This window comes from Paenibacillus sp. GCM10023252, from assembly GCF_042653305.1.
Lineage (GTDB): Bacteria > Bacillota > Bacilli > Paenibacillales > Paenibacillaceae > Pristimantibacillus.
Map to the genome: position 1 here is coordinate 74,548 of NZ_JBHSHW010000032.1, position 16,929 is coordinate 91,476.

Here is a 16,929-nt window from a genome sequence, read left to right on the forward strand (position 1 = left end):
GGCCATGGCAGACAGAAGCAAGGTGCAGATCACCTTGGAGAGTATACAGGACGACGGCGAGCCGCAGGTCAGCCGCTATACGGGCGATTGGTTCCGCAAGGAGCTGTCCATGTACGTTCGCTACGAGGAGCAGGTGGAAGCAGAGGGCGGTGCTGCGCAGTCGATTCGCACCGTTATCCGCATGCGAGAGGATGAGCTGACCTTAACCAGACGCGGTCTGGTGAACTCCGAGCAGCTGTTCGTTCCCGGAGTAAGGATGCCGGGAAGCTATCGATCACCGTACACGGCCTTCCAGCTTCATACCGTTACACGTGAACTGCGCTACCGGACAAGCTCGAATGGCGTACTGGTGCAGGGGGCAGATGTAGCGGCTCTGGAGCCATCTTATATCGTAGAGTGGAAGTATGACTTAATCGTGAATGAAGAACTATCGGGCCGATTCCATATCAGGCTCCATATACAGGGGGAACCGAACACATGAGTACGAACGCATTAGATCAGATGTATGACAAGGTCAAGTCCGCAATCGCGGATGCGGCGGTCGCAGCCGGACTTGCAGCTAGAGAGGAGCTGCCAGTGTTCGTGCTGGAAGTGCCGAAGGACAAGACACACGGAGACCTGGCAACTAACGCAGCGATGCAGCTCACGAAGCTGGCGAAGCGCAATCCGCGCCAGATCGCGGAAGCCATTATCGAGAACCTGGACCTGGCTGCCGCATTCATTCAATCCGCAGATATCGCAGGACCGGGCTTCATCAACTTCCGCATGGACCGCAGCTATCTGTATCCGGTTATCGGGCAAGTGCTGGAAGCGGGCGATGATTACGGACGCGTGAACGCAGGCGGAGGGCAGCGCGTGCAGATGGAGTTCGTCAGCGCGAACCCGACGGGCAGCCTCCATCTTGGACATGCACGGGGCGCCGCTGTGGGCGATGCGCTCTGCAACGTCCTCGACTTCGCCGGATACGAAGTAACTCGCGAGTACTATATTAATGATGCCGGCAAGCAAGTAGAGAATCTAGCCAAGTCCATCGAAGCTCGTTACAAGCAGGCGATGGGCCAAGACGCCGAGATGCCGGAGGACGGCTATCATGGGGAAGACATCATCGGCTTCGCCAAGGAGCTTCTCGCCCAGGAGGGCGACCGTCTGCTCGCTATGCCGGAGGAGGAGCGCTTCGCCTTCCTGCGCGAGTTCGGCCTCTCCCGGGAGCTAGACAAGATTAAGCGTGACCTAGGCCTCTTCCGCGTGGAGTTCGACGTCTGGTTCAGCGAGACGTCCCTCTATGAGACAGGGCAAGTCGTGAAGGCGCTGGACGCGCTGAAGGAGAAGGGCCAGGTGTTCGAGCATGAAGGCGCGACGTGGCTGTCCACGACCCCTTACGGAGACGACAAGGACCGCGTGCTCGTGAAGAATGACGGCTCCTACACGTACCTGACGCCGGATATCGCCTATCACATGGACAAGTATGGACGCGGCTTCGACCGCATGATTAATATATGGGGCGCTGATCACCACGGGTATATCCCGCGGGTGAAGGCTGCTATGGCTGCGCTGGGCAATGACCCTGCGAAGCTGACGGTGCTGATCGCACAGATGGTCTCCCTCTTCCAGGACGGGGAGAAGGTCAAGATGTCCAAGCGTACCGGCAAGGCTGTTACGATGCAGGATCTGATGGAAGAAGTAGGCGTCGACGCCATTCGCTACTTCTTCACGATGCGGAGCATGGATTCTCACCTGGACTTCGACATGGACCTTGCCATCTCGACCTCGAATGAGAATCCGGTGTTCTACGTGCAGTATGCGCATGCCCGCATCTGCAGCATTATCCGCCAGGCGGCGGAGCAGGGCATCAACGTGCCTGCCCTGAACACCATCGACTTCAGCAAGCTGACGGCTGAAGCCGAGTTCGACCTGCTGCGCAAGCTCGGCGAGCTGCCGCAGGAGATCACGGACGCTGCGGAGCAGTACGCCCCGCACCGACTCATCCGCTATGTCTACGAGCTGGCCGCTCAGCTTCATAGCTACTACAGAGCCGAGCGCGTCATTACCGAGGACGCGGCTCAATCTGGCGCGCGCCTTGCGTTGCTCGTCGCGGTCCGTACGGTCATCGCGAATGTCCTCCGCCTCGTCGGCGTGTCCGCGCCCGAGCGGATGTAACCACTATTCTTCACGAACGCAAGAGACAAGCCCCTCCATCACAGGAGGGGCTTGCTTCTTATGCCATATACAGAAAATAACCGCAAACCTATAACCGGTCTGCGGTGTGCAGCATACGCATAATATCAAGCTCGCCTGCGCGAGAAGTCTTCGACGCTCTCAGCGGCTGCATCGAGCGCTTGAGAATCGCCTTAATCTCATTCGGGGACAGTCCTGGCCGGTGAGCCAGCAGCAGTGCGATTGCGCCGCTTACATGAGAGGTGGCCATCGAGGTGCCGCTCATCTCTTGATACTTGCCTCGCAGCCAGGAGGAGACGATCTTATCTCCCGGCGCATAGATATCGATGTGGCTGCCGCGGTTGCTGAACGGAGCGATCCTGCGCAGCCTGTTCGTAGCGCCGACCGAGATGGTCTGCGCATAGCGCGCCGGGTAATCGACCGAGCGCCGCTTGCCGTCGTTGCCTGAGGAAGCGACGATGATGACACCCGCATTGTGAGCATTCGTCACCGCGTTCAGCAGAGCCTTGCTGCGCGTCTTCATGCCGAAGCTCATATTAATGACATTCATCTTGTTGCGCACGCACCAGTCGATGCCAAGAATAATATCGGAGACGAATGCGCTTCCGTTATGATCGAACGCCTTCACGGGATGGATGAGCGACCGCGGGGCAACGCCGATCATCCCTTGCAGCTGATTCGCCGCGGCAATCGTTCCAGCGATATGGGTGCCATGACCGTTATCATCGTGGGGAAGCATGCTGCGGTTCAGCAGATTGACTCCCCGGGACAAGGACTGCCTGAGATCAGGGTGATTGAAGTCAACTCCGGTATCGATGACGCCAATCTTCACCTTATGACCGGTGGTTGTGCTCCACGCTTGCGGGGCTTTCACTTGCGAGACACCCCAGGGGATGCCTTTGTCCATAGCAATGGCCTTCTGAATATTACCATGGAGGGAGATGCGCCGATCCTTCTCGATCCAGACACGCCCAGAGAAGCGCGGCAGAGTCTCTTCGGTCGGCAGCGGACATGAGATGCCGCGGATGATTTGCATTTGCTTGACGGAATTCAGCGGCGAAGAAGCATGCTTAGCCTCAGACATATCCTGGAGGAATCTTCGATAATCGCTCACATGGTGGAATCGGATGATCCTTTTGCGCATGGCAGAACCCTTGCAAGCCATCGTGTCGTGCAACCAACGGAGAAAAGCAGTAGTGTCCAAATTAGGCGTCCCCTCCCGACGGACGATGTTGGACTATCATATGAACGAGCGGGGCTCGCCCGCATGAGCCACTTGCCTTTTTTCCAACAAATAGGCTGGAATTCGTGTCAAAAATCAGCAAGGGACATAGTATAATCCAAGAGCCTCTGCACGGGGTTCTTGCGTATCCGGAGCGCAAGGTTAAGCCTGTCCGGGCGGATACAGTCAAAGCGAAGGGGACACCCTTCGCTTTTTTGCGCGGGGCCCTAGTGATCCGTCTTGCTTTTTCATAAAAAATAGGTTTTACTATAGGTTGATAAAGATATGGCAATACCATATAACAGGTACTCTGTAGATAGGCGAGAGGATGTGTCCATATGAGCAGCAGCGATTACACTCTGAAGCTCGATCCAGAACGGATCAAGGAAATGCCGATGGTGGACTTAGCATTTGAAGTGCTTAAGGCGGCTAATACCCCTTACTATTATCGTGATCTTATGATGGAGATTGCGAAGATTCGCGGCTTGTCCGCCGATCAAGTGAATGAAGTCATTGCTCAGGTATATACCGAGATTAATATTGACGGCCGCTTCGCTTGCGTAGGCAGCAACACATGGGGACTGAAGAGATGGTACCCGGTTGAGAAGACAGAGGATCCGATCGGCAATGCGAAGCGTCCGCGTATTATTAACGATGACGATGACCTGGACGATGAGGATGTCTTCGCCGACGAGGAAGATGACTTTGCAGCAGAAGCAGACGAAGAGTATGACATCTTCGATGCGGACCGTGAAGACTTCGAGGAAGCTGAGGAAGAGGCAGAAGTCGACGAAGAAGTCGCTATCGATGACGATGAATTAGATGAGGAAGCGCTGGACGAAGAAGCATCCGAAGAGGATGAGGACAGCGAAGATTCCGATTTTGAAGATGACGCCGATGAGGACGAGGAAGACGACAAATAGTTGCTTGACATGTCCTATTGGGGCGGAGTACACTATTGCATGGGCTTTAGATTAAGTTAACAATTCATAGCTGTGATAATGAAAAAGTGCCCCGTAGTTACGGGTGTCACTTTTTTTGTTTGTAGAGATATGGATTGTCTAATAAATGGGCAAACCTAAACATTAACCATATGAGCTTGGAGGGTATCATCACAGTGACTAAGTACATTTTTGTAACCGGTGGCGTTGTATCGTCCTTGGGCAAAGGGATTACGGCAGCGTCGCTAGGCCGATTACTGAAGAACAGGGGTCTTAAGGTAACGATTCAGAAGTTCGATCCATACATCAACGTGGACCCGGGAACGATGAGTCCATACCAGCACGGTGAAGTATTCGTAACCGACGATGGTGCGGAGACGGACCTTGACCTTGGCCATTATGAGCGCTTCATTGATATCAACCTGTCTAAGAACAGCAACGTAACGACGGGCAAGATCTACTCGACCGTCATTACGAAGGAACGCCGCGGGGAGTATCTGGGCGGTACCGTTCAAGTCATTCCTCATATTACGAACGAGATTAAGGATCGGGTATTCCGCGCAGGCAAGGAAGCGGGCTCGGATGTCGTCATTACCGAGATTGGCGGTACAGTAGGCGATATTGAGAGCTTGCCGTTCCTGGAAGCCATTCGTCAGATCAAGAGCGATATCGGCCGTGACAATGTCATGTACATTCATGTCACTCTCATTCCTTATATCAAGGCAGCTGGTGAAGTGAAGACTAAGCCAACTCAGCACAGTGTCAAGGAGCTTCGCTCTATCGGCATTCAGCCTAACGTCATCGTATGCCGGACAGAGTATCCGCTTGCCGAGGATCTGAAGCGCAAGATCGGCCTCTTCTGCGATATTGATGCGAACGCGGTTGTAGAGTGCCGGGATGCTTCTACGCTATACGAAGTGCCGCTGATGCTGCGTGAGCAGGGTCTGGACGACATCGTCGTGAACCACCTGAAGCTGACTACGACTCCTCCGGATATGACGGAGTGGGAAGGCTTAGTGGAGCGCGTGAAGTCGCTTCACAAGACGACAGAGATTGCAATCGTTGGTAAGTATGTCGCGCTCCATGATGCATATCTGAGCATTGTGGAATCCCTTAGCCATGCCGGCTTCGCATGGGATTCTGAAGTGAAGCTGCGCTGGGTGAATGCCGAGGAGCTGACGGAAGAGAATGTTGCCGACCACCTGCATGGTGTTCATGGCATCCTCGTTCCTGGCGGCTTCGGTGATCGAGGGATTGAAGGCAAGATCGTGGCGATTCGTCATGCTCGTGAGCAGAATGTGCCGTTCTTCGGCATCTGCTTAGGGATGCAAGTGGCCGTCATTGAGTATGCCCGCAACGTTACAGGCCTCACAGGCGCGAACTCATCCGAGATTAACCCGTCCACTCCATATCCGGTCATTGATCTGCTTCCGGAGCAGAAGGATATTGAAGATATGGGCGGAACGATGCGTCTTGGGCTGTATCCTTGCAAGCTGGTACCAGGTTCACTGGCTGCTAGAGAATACGGTGAGGAGCTTGTCTATGAGCGTCATCGCCATCGGTATGAATTCAACAATGAATTCCGCGAAGGAATAGAGTCTGCAGGACTTCGCATTACAGGCACCTCGCCGGACGGCCGTCTGGTAGAGATGGTGGAGATGCCGGAGCATCCATGGTTCCTGGCGGTGCAGTTCCATCCGGAATTCACCTCTCGTCCGAATCGTCCGCAGCCGCTGTTCCGCGGATTTGTACAAGCTGCCTTGAAGTACTCTGGACAATAGTTACTTTTTATAATATTGGCTATAGCCGCTAATGTTGCGATGGTCCAACTTTTTTCGCCAGCGAGAAGGATTATCGGACAAATCCCGCGAATATATTAACGATTATGGAAGAGTTGACCAGTTCACCATGATAGTGAATAGTCGCTCGATTCGCGGGAGGTTGTATCAGTTGGAGAAGAAAGTGCTCATCGTTGATGATCAGAACGGGATTCGTGTTCTTCTGATGGAAGTGTTCAGCAGCGAAGGTTATTCGACTTTTCAGGCTTCTAACGGTAAGCTCGCCCTCGACATTGTGAAGAAGGATACACCGGATCTCGTTCTGCTCGATATGAAGATTCCAGGAATGGACGGGCTCGAGATTCTCAAGCACATTAAGGCTATCAATTCAGACATTAAGGTCATTATGATGACGGCTTACGGGGAGCTCGACATGATCAAGGAAGCGACCGATCTGGGCGCGATTATGCACTTCACGAAGCCGTTCGATATTGACGAGATGCGGATTGCGGTGAACATGCAGCTGCGTGGTGGAGAGTCGAATAGCCGTTATGCCGTAGGGTCCTAACTTTTAGGGCTCTTTTTTTTGCCTGATGGCGGTCGTACGGCACTTCCAGGCTTGTACAGAAGGACTTTACCATTCCGTTATTCATTGTGGTATAATGGCTCAGGATGACAAGTCTGAAGCGGCTTGACAAGGATGAACAATATAGACATTAGGAGGAAGACAACTATGCCACTCGTATCGATGAATGAGTTCTTGCCGCGTGCTAAGGCGAACAAGTTCGCAGTAGGCCAGTTCAACATGAACAACCTTGAGTTCGCTCAAGCGATTGTTGATGCGGCAATTGAAGAGAATGCTCCGTTTATCTACGGAGTAAGTGAGGGTGCCCTGAAGTACATGGGTATCGAATTCACTGTAGCTATGGCAAGAGCAGCAGCGGAGAAGTCCGGTCTGCCAATCGCTCTTCACCTGGATCACGGTTCTTCATTCGAAGTAGCGATGAAGTGTATCCGCGCAGGATTCTCTTCCGTTATGTTCGATGGTTCCCACTACGGACTTGAAGAGAATATTGCTCTGACGAAGGAAGTTGTTAAGGCTGCTCGTGCGATGGGCGTATCCGTTGAGGGTGAGCTCGGAACAATCGGCGGCGTTGAGGATGACCTTAGCGTAGACGAGGAAGATGCAACTCTGGCTAAGCCGGACGAAGCTATCCGCTTCTATGAAGAGACTGGCGTTGACTGCCTCGCTATCGCTGTTGGTACGGCTCATGGCATGTACAAGGGCGAGCCTAAGATTCACTACGATATCATTCAGAAGGTAGCCGATGCGATTCCAGTACCGGTTGTGCTTCATGGCGGCTCCGGCGTTCCAGATGAGGCGATTCGTCAATCCATCCTGGCCGGCGTAGGCAAGATCAACGTGAACACAGAGAACCAAGTCGCTTGCACGAACACGATTCGTGAAGTTCTTGGCGGCAACGCTGAGATTATCGACCCTCGTAAGTACTTGACTCCTGCTCGCAAGGCTATGCAAGCTGTTGTTCAAGAGAAGATTCGTTTGTTCGGATCCAGCAACCAAGCGTAACATCAACAGAACTAGATCTAGGCAACCGCCCATTACGGCAAGCGTAGGAATACTGTGCTTGCCGCGGCGGTTTTTCCTTATTGGTTCGCTTCGAATGGGAGGACTATGATTCACATGGAGAAATTGATGATACGCGGCGGGCGACCGCTGCGCGGCACCGTACAGATTAGCGGAGCGAAGAACAGCGCTGTGGCACTTGTTCCTGCTGCCATACTCGCAGAGTCTGAGGTTACACTGGATAATCTGCCGCATCTAAGCGATGTTGCCGTCTATCGCGAGATTCTAGAGGATCTCGGCGCTGAGATAGAGTGGCATGGCGATGTGATGAAGATTGATCCGTCAGCAGCCGTCTCAAGGCCGATGCCTAACGGCAAGGTTAAGCTGCTGCGTGCGTCCTATTATCTGATGGGCGCGCTTCTAGGGAGATTCGGGGAAGTGACAATCGGACTGCCGGGTGGCTGCAACTTCGAACCTCGGCCGATTGATCAGCATATTAAGGGCTTCGAAGCGTTAGGTGCAACAGTTACGAATGAGCATGGTTCCATCCGCATTCATGCGAAGGAGCTGCGCGGAGCGAAGATCTATCTGGATGTAGTCAGTGTTGGAGCTACGATTAACATTATGCTTGCGGCCTCTAGGGCCAAGGGACTTACCATTATTGAAAATGCGGCAAAAGAGCCTGAAATTATAGATGTAGCTACTCTTCTAAGCGCAATGGGTGCTAAAATTAAAGGGGCAGGCACAGAAACGATTCGTATCGAAGGAGTCGAGCGTCTTCATGGCTGCCGCCATTCCATCATTCCCGACCGGATTCAAGCCGGGACTTACATGATTGCAGCCGCAGCCACACACGGAGATGTTGTCATTGATAACGTCATCCCTAAGCATATGGAAGCCATGACCGCCAAGCTCGAAGAGATGGGTGTTGAGGTCATTGAGCTGGACGAGTCCATCCGAATTATCGGCCGTCCGGATTACTCCGCTATCGATGTGAAGGCCTTGGTCTATCCGGGCTTCGCGACGGACTTGCAATCGCCTATGACAAGCTTGCTTACGCAGGCCAAGGGAGTAAGCATCCTGACGGATTATGTATATAGCAACCGCTTCAAGCATGTGCCCGAGCTGGCGCGCATGGGTGCTAACATCCGGACGGAGGGCCGTTCAGCTATTATTGAAGGCTCCACTCTTCATGCGGCTAAGGTGCGCGCAGCCGATCTTCGTGCAGGAGCAGCGCTAGTCGTTGCGGCGCTAACCGTTACGGATGGAATTACCGAGATATCAGGAGTAGAGTATATTGACCGGGGCTATGACAATCTGGTGGATAATCTGCGAATGCTAGGCGCCGATGTATGGCGTGAAGTGGATACCGAAGAAGAGGAATGGGGCGCTGTGGAATAGACAGCGTAAGTTCCGGCGACAATGGTCTAATATTGAATAGAAAATTGAATAGAGTGGTGAGATGATGACAGATCTTCAGATTAACGATCTGGAAGAATTGAAGCTGACGGAACTATACAAGCTGGCTAAGCAGTATCAGATTCCTTATTATGGTCAGCTGAAGAAGAAGGAATTAATTTTTGCCATCCTCCGTGCCCAAGCGGAGAAGAGCGGCCTTATGTTCATGGAAGGCGTGCTAGAGATTCTGCCTGAAGGCTTCGGCTTCTTACGTCCTATTAACTATCTGCCGAGCAAGGAAGATATCTACATCTCGGCATCGCAGATTCGCAGGTTCGATCTTCGTGCGGGTGACTTGGTATCTGGGAAGTGCCGGACTCCGAAGGAGAACGAGCGTTACTTCGGATTGCTGCAAGTGAATGCCGTTAATGGAGAGAATCCTGACCAAGCAAGTGAACGACTGCACTTCCCTGCTCTAACCCCTCTATATCCAGAGAAGAAGCTCGTGCTGGAGACCGCACCATCCAAGCTATCTACCCGTATTCTCGATATCCTTGCTCCTGTTGGCCTCGGTCAACGCGGACTCGTTGTTGCCCCTCCCAAAGCTGGTAAAACTCTCTTGCTCAAGGAAATTGCAAACAGCATATCGACGAATCATCCTGAGATTGAACTGTTCGTTCTGTTAATTGATGAGCGTCCGGAGGAAGTAACGGATATGCAGCGCTCGGTTAAGGGAGAAGTCGTAGCTTCTACCTTCGACGAGCTGCCGGAGAATCATATTCGTGTAGCTGAGCTTGTGCTCGAGCGTGCTCTTCGACTTGTCGAGCACAAGAAGGATGTAGTCATTCTACTGGATAGCATTACAAGATTGGCGCGTGCCTACAACTTGGTCATTCCTCCATCCGGCCGTACGCTGAGCGGCGGTATTGACCCGGCAGCCTTCCATCGTCCTAAGCGGTTCTTCGGATCTGCGCGGAACGTAGAGGAAGGCGGCAGCTTAACCATTCTTGCGACGGCGCTCGTTGAGACGGGTTCGCGTATGGATGACATCATTTATGAAGAATTTAAGGGTACGGGCAATATGGAGATTCATCTTGACCGTAAGCTGGCCGAACGGAGAATCTTCCCGGCTATCGATATTCGCAGATCGGGAACACGCCGCGAAGAGATGCTGCTGTCCAAGGAAGAGCTGGACAAGGTGTGGGCTATCCGCAAGAGCATGACGGATACGCCGGACTTCGTCGATGGATTCCTGAAGAAGCTCGGCAAGAGCGCGACGAATACCGAATTCCTCATGTCGCTTGATACAACATCAGAGCCTTCTAAGCCTGTCCGCACAGGTCCTTCCTCAAGCTCGAGCGCAGGCCGTAGACCGCCTATGCCGCGAACGACGCCTAGCGGATCCGGATCTTAGGATCATCAGGCTCAGCAAGGAAGGAGGACAACCAACATCATGAATCTCGTATATGCGGATGAACAAGGGAATGTATTCGACCACCCTGACTATATAGGACTTGGCCGGAGCGCGGATATGGTCGTTGAGCTGATGGAAGATGAGCTCATTCCGCTTCCGCACGGGGCAACGCTCGTAGGGCTGCCCTTCACTCGTCCGGCTGCTCTGGATCCGGACAGCGGGGAGATGCTGCTGCTGCCGGGCAACGTTCAGGCAGTAGGAGCCCTGCTTCCCCAAGGCTTCACCCGGCTCTGCCTGCCGGGTTATATCAAGACCGACAAGAACGAGAAGCTTCCGCTCTTCGGGTATACCGCTGTCGTATGGAAGGACGGAGGATTCTACGTGGCTGCCGAACAGAGCGACAGCCCGGATAAGTGGGATCCGCTGAACTGCGACCGCGGCGAAGTTGAACGCGGAGTAGAGCGGCTGACATCGAAGTATCCGGACAACCGCCTATTCAAGCACTTATCGAACTGTGCGCTTGGCTATGAATGCCTGACTTCATCCAACACATTCCTGCAGCGCTGGGAAGGGGCTGTGCCGGTCTCTTACTCCTGTAATGCTGGATGCTTCGGCTGCATATCCGAGCAGCCGGACGACAGCGGGTTCCCTGCTCCTCAGACTAGGATGGACTTCAAGCCGACAGTGGAAGAGATTACAGAGATTATGCTGGAGCATCTTCGCACACCGGAATCCATCATATCCTTCGGTCAAGGGTGCGAGGGCGAGCCTTCTACCCAGGCTAAGATTATTGTGGAATCGATGAGACAGGTTCGCAGTCAGAACCCGCTCGGGTATATCAACATTAATACGAATGCCGGGCTTACTGATCACATTCGGGCTATTGTAGATGCGGGATTGAACTTAATGCGCGTCAGTACCATTAGCGCATTGGACGATCATTACAATGCCTACTACAAGCCCCGCGGCTACACACTGGCTAATGTGGAGAAGTCATTGCGGTATGCAACCGATAAGGGTGTGTACACCTCCATCAACTATTTGATCTTCCCCGGGGTTACTGACCGCGAAGAGGAGATTGAAGCAATGATCGGATTTGCGAAGCGGACGGGACTTAAGCTGATTCAGATGCGTAATCTGAATATTGACCCTGAGAGCTACTTGGAGCTGATTCCGAAGGCACAAGGCGAGATCTACGGAATGAAGCAGATGCTGGAGATCTATCGCCAGGAGCTGCCGGATGTCGTCATTGGCTCCTACACGCATATTCCGCCGAGTCAATTGGCTAAGTAATTCGTTAATTCCCAGCGAATACCCAGCCGACAGTCATTGCATACCCGGTGCACTCATGCTATAATCGGGCTTATGTGTGCGATAACTCTGGGCCCGCATGTGGCTCAGGGCAGAGAGAGGTGAACGAGATGAAACAAGGTATTCATCCGACATACCACATCACCACGGCAACTTGCTCATGCGGCAACACTTTCGAGACTGGTTCGATTAAGTCGAATCTTCGCGTAGAGGTTTGTTCCGTATGCCACCCATTCTACACGGGTAAGCAGAAGTTCCTGGATGCTGGCGGCCGCGTCGATCGTTTCAAGAAGAAGTACGGCATCTAATCCATTCATTCTGGCCATATTTGGCAGAATACAAGAACCTCCCTCAGCCATCCTATTGGGTAGAGGGAGGTTTTTTGATATGGTTCAGCTTTTCAAGCTTAATAACGTTCTTCTTATACTTCGGAGGCGTCGACGCTTCCTGCTGCTCGGTCTGGCGCTGTGCACGATGTGTGCGCTGTGCGCCTGCGGGAACGAAGGGAAGGACAATAAGGGAACTTATGGACATGATGGATACATGGGTTACTCGAACAGCAACCCTAATCTGCCGAACGGCCGCCAGTTCATGGACTACCGATCCGACAGCAAGATGGTGAAGCAGGTGCTGGATCCAATTCCAGGCATTAGAGACACGCAGATCTATATGAATGGAACCAAGCTGCATGTGAATCTGAAGGTCGATCGGGACCTATCTGACGAGCAGGTCGAGCAGCTTCGCCGCAAGGCTCAGTCGGTTGTAGCCTATAATATGCTTCGTTATGAGGTTCATGTGGAGACGCACAAATAATCAGATCGTAATGAGTTAACTCTAGATAACACATTCTGCCGGTTGCCTCCCCTCGGTTGCGCTTTAGGACAGAATGGGCTATACTTATTTTTGCCGTGCTAGACGGGGAGGTAGCGGTGCCCTGTAACTCGCAATCCGCTGTAGCGAGGTTGAATTCCTGTCTGAGGTTATGCTGATATGGGGTTTGGCGCTTGATAGCAGTGTTGACAGCTTGGTCCTCCGCAATGGACGCTTGTGAACCCGGTCAGGTCCGGAAGGAAGCAGCCGTAAGTAAGTTAGTTCATGTGCCGGGGGAGTGCCGAGCTCGAGCTGTGATGCAAGAGTGCCGCCTGGGTCGCATGGATCGAAGGTAGGTGCACGGTACCTGCTCTATATACGAGTACTCTATTTCTAAGAGCATTCACAACTGGATGACCCGCAGGGTCGAAGGTGTGAATGCTCTTTTTTTCATGCCTTGCGCAGGCTGTTAGATGAGCCAGCCTCCGTCACATTCTATTTCATACGGAAGTTTTGTATCTGTTGCTGATGATGTATAATAGAAGGAGATTTGAAATGCCAGCTGAAGGGAACGAATTCTTGTGGCTCATATTGCTCTGTATCGCGCCTGGCGTCCCCAGACGTTCCGGGATATGGTCGGACAACAGCATATCATACAGACGCTGCAGAATGCGATTCGAGAGCAGCGTGTTTCTCATGCTTACTTGTTCAATGGTCCTAGAGGAACAGGGAAGACGACGGCTGCTAAGGTTATGGCCAAGGCTGTCAACTGTGAACGCGGGCCTGCGCCAGAGCCTTGTAATGAATGTGATGCTTGTAAGGGAATCACAGCAGGACATATTATGGACGTTGTCGAGATTGATGCCGCCTCCAACCGCGGGATTGATGAGATTAGAGATATCCGGGATAAGGTCAGATACGCTCCTTCCGAGGTTCGCACGAAGGTCTACATTATTGATGAGGTGCATATGCTCACCTCCGAAGCCTTCAATGCGCTGCTGAAGACGCTTGAGGAGCCGCCTAGCCATGTTATTTTCATATTAGCTACGACTGAACCGCACAAGCTCCCAGCTACAATTATCTCTAGATGCCAGAGATTCGACTTCCGTCAGGTATCTCTAGAGGAGCAGACGGAGCGGCTACGTGAGATATGCACCGACGAAGGCATTGCTGCTGACGAAGATGCTCTATCCTATATTGCTAGACTATCTGACGGCGGGATGCGGGATGCTATCTCCCTGCTGGAGCAAGTCTCTGCCTTCAGTGGAGAGAGAATTACGCTCGGAGATGCTGTTGACGTAACAGGAGGTATGGCAGCTGAGCAGTTCTATGAGCTTGCTGAAGCGGTCAGAGATCGGAATGCAGCAGCCATTATGCCTCTCGTTGAAGCTCTAATGCAGGCGGGCAAGAGTGCGGACAAGTGTATCGAGAATCTGGTATACTACTTCCGCGACTTGCTCGTACTCAAGCTGGCTCCACAGAGCGGGGCGTCCACCGAACGGGTAGTGGATGCTTCCAGGTTCCAAGAGATGGCTGCCTCCTTCGAGTCGGAGCGGCTCTTCCTCATGATCGATACCTTGAATCAGTACCAGACGGACATGAGGCAGGCCGCTCAGCCGCAGACGCTGTTCGAGGTCGCGCTGATGAAGATCTGTACCCAGGGCTCTGCGGTCCAAGGCAGTGCTGCTCTAGAGACAGCTGCTGCTGTCCATCCTCAGGCGAGCGGGGAGATTAGCAGGCTAAGGCAGCAGGTTGAAGCGCTTGAGCGTAAGCTGGAGCAGATCATTCGCTCTGGCGGGGCCGGAGCCGCAGCTGGGCAAGGCGCCAAGTCCGATGATAGTGCTGCTCGCGGACAGCAGCCAGGACCGAGAGGAGCTGCTGTCAGGAGCAGCTTCGGCAGCGGCTCCTCCACAGGCGGAATGATTCGTGCCAGTGTCAAGCTGGAGCCTTATCTGGCTGCTTCCCATAGCGGGAGCTCCACGCAGGTACGATCGAAGTGGAGCGAAGTGCTTCAGCGTGTGAAGGAAGCGAAGATTACCGTCCATGCGTGGCTGGTGGATGGAGAGCCTGTCTCTGCGACGGATGACGCGGTGCTCGTCGCCTTCAAGAATACGATGCATCGCGAGACGACGGAGAAGCCGGCTAATCGGGAGATTGTGGAGCGTGTGCTTCACGATACCTTCGGCAGGCCGATCGCTCTAGCGACGGTTATGATGAAGGATTGGCAAGCGGCTTCCGAAGGCTCAGTGAGATCGAAGGGTGAGACGCTGGAGCTGGAGCAGGAAGGTCCGGAAGAGGCCGCAGTGCCCTCTAGACCCGAATGGGTAGAGGAAGCAGTCAAGCTGTTCGGCGAAGAGCTGGTTGTCGTGAAGGACAAATAAGTTAATTCTATAGAAGAGGTGACTGAAGATGAATAACATGAACCAGATGATGAAGCAAGTGAAGAAGATGCAAGAGCAGATGATGAAGGCGCAGGAGCAGCTGGAGACGAAGACAGTAGAGGGAAGCGCTGGCGGCGGAGTCGTTACGGTTACCGCTAACGGCCATAAGAAGCTGCTAAGTATTGCTATTAAGCCTGAAGCGGTAGATCCTGAAGATGTAGAGATGCTGCAGGACTTAGTGCTGACTGCTGTGAACGATGCCCTGTCCAAGGTAGATGAGCTGGCCAATAACGATATGGGCAAGTTCACGGGCGGCATGAAGATCCCAGGCTTGTTCTAATTATTCGTTGAGTTGAGTTAAGGACATAGATGGAGCAGCTGTTACTGCTGTTACAGTTAGAGAGGAGCTGCCCCAGTTGTATTATCCAGAACCTATAGCGAAGCTGATTGATGCCTTCTCACGTTTGCCGGGAATCGGTCCTAAGACTGCGGCCCGGCTTGCTTTTCACGTGCTGAGGATGAAGGAAGACGACGTCATCGACTTCGCTAAGGCACTAGTGAGCGTGAAGCGCAATCTGACGTACTGCTCGATCTGCTGCAATATTACCGATACCGATCCTTGCAAGCTCTGCCAAGACAAGACGAGAGATGCTTCAGTCATCTGTGTAGTCCAAGAGTCTCGAGACCTGGTAGCGATGGAGCGGACGAAGGAATTCAACGGCTATTATCATGTGCTGCAAGGGGCGATCTCTCCGATGGAGGGAATTGGGCCCGATGACATTAAGATTGCTGAGCTTCTGCGCAGGCTAAGCGACGAGCAGGTTCAGGAGATGATTCTCGCAACGAACCCTAACATTGAGGGGGAAGCCACCGCGATGTATCTATCCCGGCTTGTGAAGCCGTTCGGCATCAAGGTGACGAGAATCGCACATGGTCTGCCTGTCGGCGGAGATCTTGAGTATGCGGACGAGGTTACGTTATCGAAGGCGCTTGAAGGGCGCAGAGAACTCAGTTAGCAGGGAAGCAGGCTGCCGTTTTGGCAGTCTGCTTTTTTTTATAATGCTTGGCCTATATCATCCGTTCTATTCTTCTATGTCCATCCATACATCTAATAGTGGATAGTCAATAGAAGGGACAAGCGGAGGGATCACTATGCCATGGATACCAGGGTTGCAGCGGAGCGAGGAGCGTCAAGCTCAGCAGGCCGTTCGGGCTCTCACGGAAGAGACCGCCATCTCTACAGAACGGTTGCGTAAGGAGATTGTAGAGGCGCATCGGGAGTGGGTTAATGCGTGCAGCTTCTTCGAGGTAGCTTGCGGGCATGACGAGGTGGAGTATGCCATCTATAATCTCATATCTGCTGAGAAGCGGTATGGGATGCTGCTTAATCTTGCGAAGAGGCCGGATCGAGTATGGCCTGCGTGGAGAGAAGGGTTACTATGAGAGCGGTGTGGATGGCAATCTTAATCGGGTCGTCTCTGCTGCTCCTTGGAGTACTTCTTAGGAATAAGATCTCGTGGGGCTGGATGAAGCGCTTCTCTCTTCATCTAATCGCTGCAGCAATCGTGCTGTACCTACTTAACTTCTCAGGCGTACTGCCCGGACTGTATATCCCGCTTAATCCAGTTACCATAAGTACAGTTGTTGTGTTAGGCCTGCCTGGTGTGGCACTGCTAGCTGGTCTGCAATGGTTCGTGATCTGAATGATTAAGGATGTTAATTACATACGAGCCCTATAATTGACGCAGATCTGCGGTCTATGGTAGATTAGATCCTGCGTCTTTTGGTTGGTTTTTTGGTTGAGAAAAAAAGAATTTAAAAAAGTGCTTGCATTAAGCTAGGCACCTGTGATATATTATTTCTTGTCGCCGCTGAGGTAAACGCGAACGACACACAAGAAACAAACAAGCAATT

At 52.8% G+C, this 16,929-nt stretch carries 17 protein-coding genes and 1 other RNA gene; 17 read left to right on the plus strand and 1 reads right to left on the minus strand.

The genetic code is table 11. The features are described 5' to 3' along the window. The first annotated feature begins 4 nt into the window (after window positions 1–4). Together ACFO9Q_RS19445 and argS are read left to right on the plus strand one after the other, a co-directional pair. On the plus strand, window positions 5–481 hold the full coding sequence (locus ACFO9Q_RS19445) for a DUF1934 domain-containing protein (RefSeq protein WP_379185209.1): 477 nt from the start codon (window positions 5–7) through the stop codon (window positions 479–481). Further along, window positions 478–2,157 carry an arginine--tRNA ligase gene (gene argS / locus ACFO9Q_RS19450; protein WP_379185211.1) on the plus strand — a complete coding sequence of 560 codons (1,680 nt, stop codon included), beginning with the start codon at window positions 478–480 and terminating at the stop codon, window positions 2,155–2,157. The genes ACFO9Q_RS19445 and argS overlap by 4 nt, the downstream gene beginning before the upstream one ends. 88 nt (window positions 2,158–2,245) lie before the next feature. Here the strand turns inward: argS and ACFO9Q_RS19455 are convergent, their stop codons facing one another. After that, window positions 2,246–3,379, minus strand: coding sequence for a S8 family peptidase (locus tag ACFO9Q_RS19455; RefSeq protein WP_379185213.1), 1,134 nt, complete (start codon window positions 3,377–3,379; stop codon window positions 2,246–2,248). A 356-nt stretch (window positions 3,380–3,735) separates the two neighbouring features. On the opposite strand from ACFO9Q_RS19455, the gene rpoE reads away from it, so the two are divergent. The 15 genes from rpoE (at window position 3,736) to ACFO9Q_RS19530 (ending at window position 16,718) form a co-directional block, all read left to right on the plus strand. Continuing rightward, window positions 3,736–4,320, plus strand: coding sequence for a DNA-directed RNA polymerase subunit delta (gene rpoE, locus ACFO9Q_RS19460; RefSeq protein WP_379185215.1), 585 nt, complete (start codon window positions 3,736–3,738; stop codon window positions 4,318–4,320). Between the two features lie 194 nt (window positions 4,321–4,514). Beyond that, entirely contained in the window at window positions 4,515–6,119 is a 1,605-nt protein-coding gene (locus tag ACFO9Q_RS19465; RefSeq protein WP_379185217.1) for a CTP synthase, read from the plus strand. Between the two features lie 169 nt (window positions 6,120–6,288). After that, window positions 6,289–6,684, plus strand: coding sequence for a response regulator (locus tag ACFO9Q_RS19470; RefSeq protein WP_379185219.1), 396 nt, complete (start codon window positions 6,289–6,291; stop codon window positions 6,682–6,684). A gap of 165 nt (window positions 6,685–6,849) precedes the next feature. Beyond that, window positions 6,850–7,704 (plus strand): class II fructose-1,6-bisphosphate aldolase, encoded by an 855-nt coding sequence (gene fba, locus ACFO9Q_RS19475; protein WP_379185221.1) that lies wholly within the window; start codon window positions 6,850–6,852, stop codon window positions 7,702–7,704. A 114-nt stretch (window positions 7,705–7,818) separates the two neighbouring features. Next, the gene (locus tag ACFO9Q_RS19480) at window positions 7,819–9,102 is read left to right on the plus strand and encodes a UDP-N-acetylglucosamine 1-carboxyvinyltransferase (protein WP_379185223.1); all 1,284 of its coding nucleotides are present in this window, start codon (window positions 7,819–7,821) and stop codon (window positions 9,100–9,102) included. Window positions 9,103–9,166: 64 nt separating this feature from the next. Next, a complete protein-coding gene (gene rho, locus ACFO9Q_RS19485; RefSeq protein ID WP_379185245.1) occupies window positions 9,167–10,513 on the plus strand; it encodes a transcription termination factor Rho in 1,347 nt (448 codons plus the stop codon). Between the two features lie 39 nt (window positions 10,514–10,552). Beyond that, window positions 10,553–11,806 (plus strand): radical SAM protein, encoded by a 1,254-nt coding sequence (locus ACFO9Q_RS19490; RefSeq protein WP_379185226.1) that lies wholly within the window; start codon window positions 10,553–10,555, stop codon window positions 11,804–11,806. Between the two features lie 128 nt (window positions 11,807–11,934). Then, window positions 11,935–12,132 (plus strand): 50S ribosomal protein L31, encoded by a 198-nt coding sequence (gene rpmE / locus ACFO9Q_RS19495; protein ID WP_379185228.1) that lies wholly within the window; start codon window positions 11,935–11,937, stop codon window positions 12,130–12,132. Window positions 12,133–12,211: 79 nt separating this feature from the next. Next, window positions 12,212–12,637 carry a hypothetical protein gene (locus ACFO9Q_RS19500; RefSeq protein ID WP_379185230.1) on the plus strand — a complete coding sequence of 142 codons (426 nt, stop codon included), beginning with the start codon at window positions 12,212–12,214 and terminating at the stop codon, window positions 12,635–12,637. Window positions 12,638–12,730: 93 nt separating this feature from the next. Continuing rightward, window positions 12,731–12,998: signal recognition particle sRNA large type (gene ffs, locus ACFO9Q_RS19505), an RNA gene on the plus strand. 217 nt (window positions 12,999–13,215) lie between these two features. After that, window positions 13,216–15,015, plus strand: coding sequence for a DNA polymerase III subunit gamma/tau (gene dnaX, locus ACFO9Q_RS19510; protein ID WP_379185232.1), 1,800 nt, complete (start codon window positions 13,216–13,218; stop codon window positions 15,013–15,015). 28 nt (window positions 15,016–15,043) lie between these two features. Beyond that, entirely contained in the window at window positions 15,044–15,355 is a 312-nt protein-coding gene (locus ACFO9Q_RS19515) for a YbaB/EbfC family nucleoid-associated protein (protein ID WP_379185235.1), read from the plus strand. Window positions 15,356–15,431: 76 nt separating this feature from the next. Further along, on the plus strand, window positions 15,432–16,031 hold the full coding sequence (gene recR, locus ACFO9Q_RS19520; RefSeq protein WP_379185237.1) for a recombination mediator RecR: 600 nt from the start codon (window positions 15,432–15,434) through the stop codon (window positions 16,029–16,031). Window positions 16,032–16,167: 136 nt separating this feature from the next. Beyond that, window positions 16,168–16,458, plus strand: coding sequence for a DUF2508 domain-containing protein (locus tag ACFO9Q_RS19525; protein WP_379185239.1), 291 nt, complete (start codon window positions 16,168–16,170; stop codon window positions 16,456–16,458). After that, window positions 16,455–16,718 (plus strand): pro-sigmaK processing inhibitor BofA family protein, encoded by a 264-nt coding sequence (locus ACFO9Q_RS19530; RefSeq protein ID WP_379185241.1) that lies wholly within the window; start codon window positions 16,455–16,457, stop codon window positions 16,716–16,718. Before ACFO9Q_RS19525 ends, ACFO9Q_RS19530 begins: the two co-directional genes overlap by 4 nt. Window positions 16,719–16,929 lie beyond the last annotated feature (211 nt).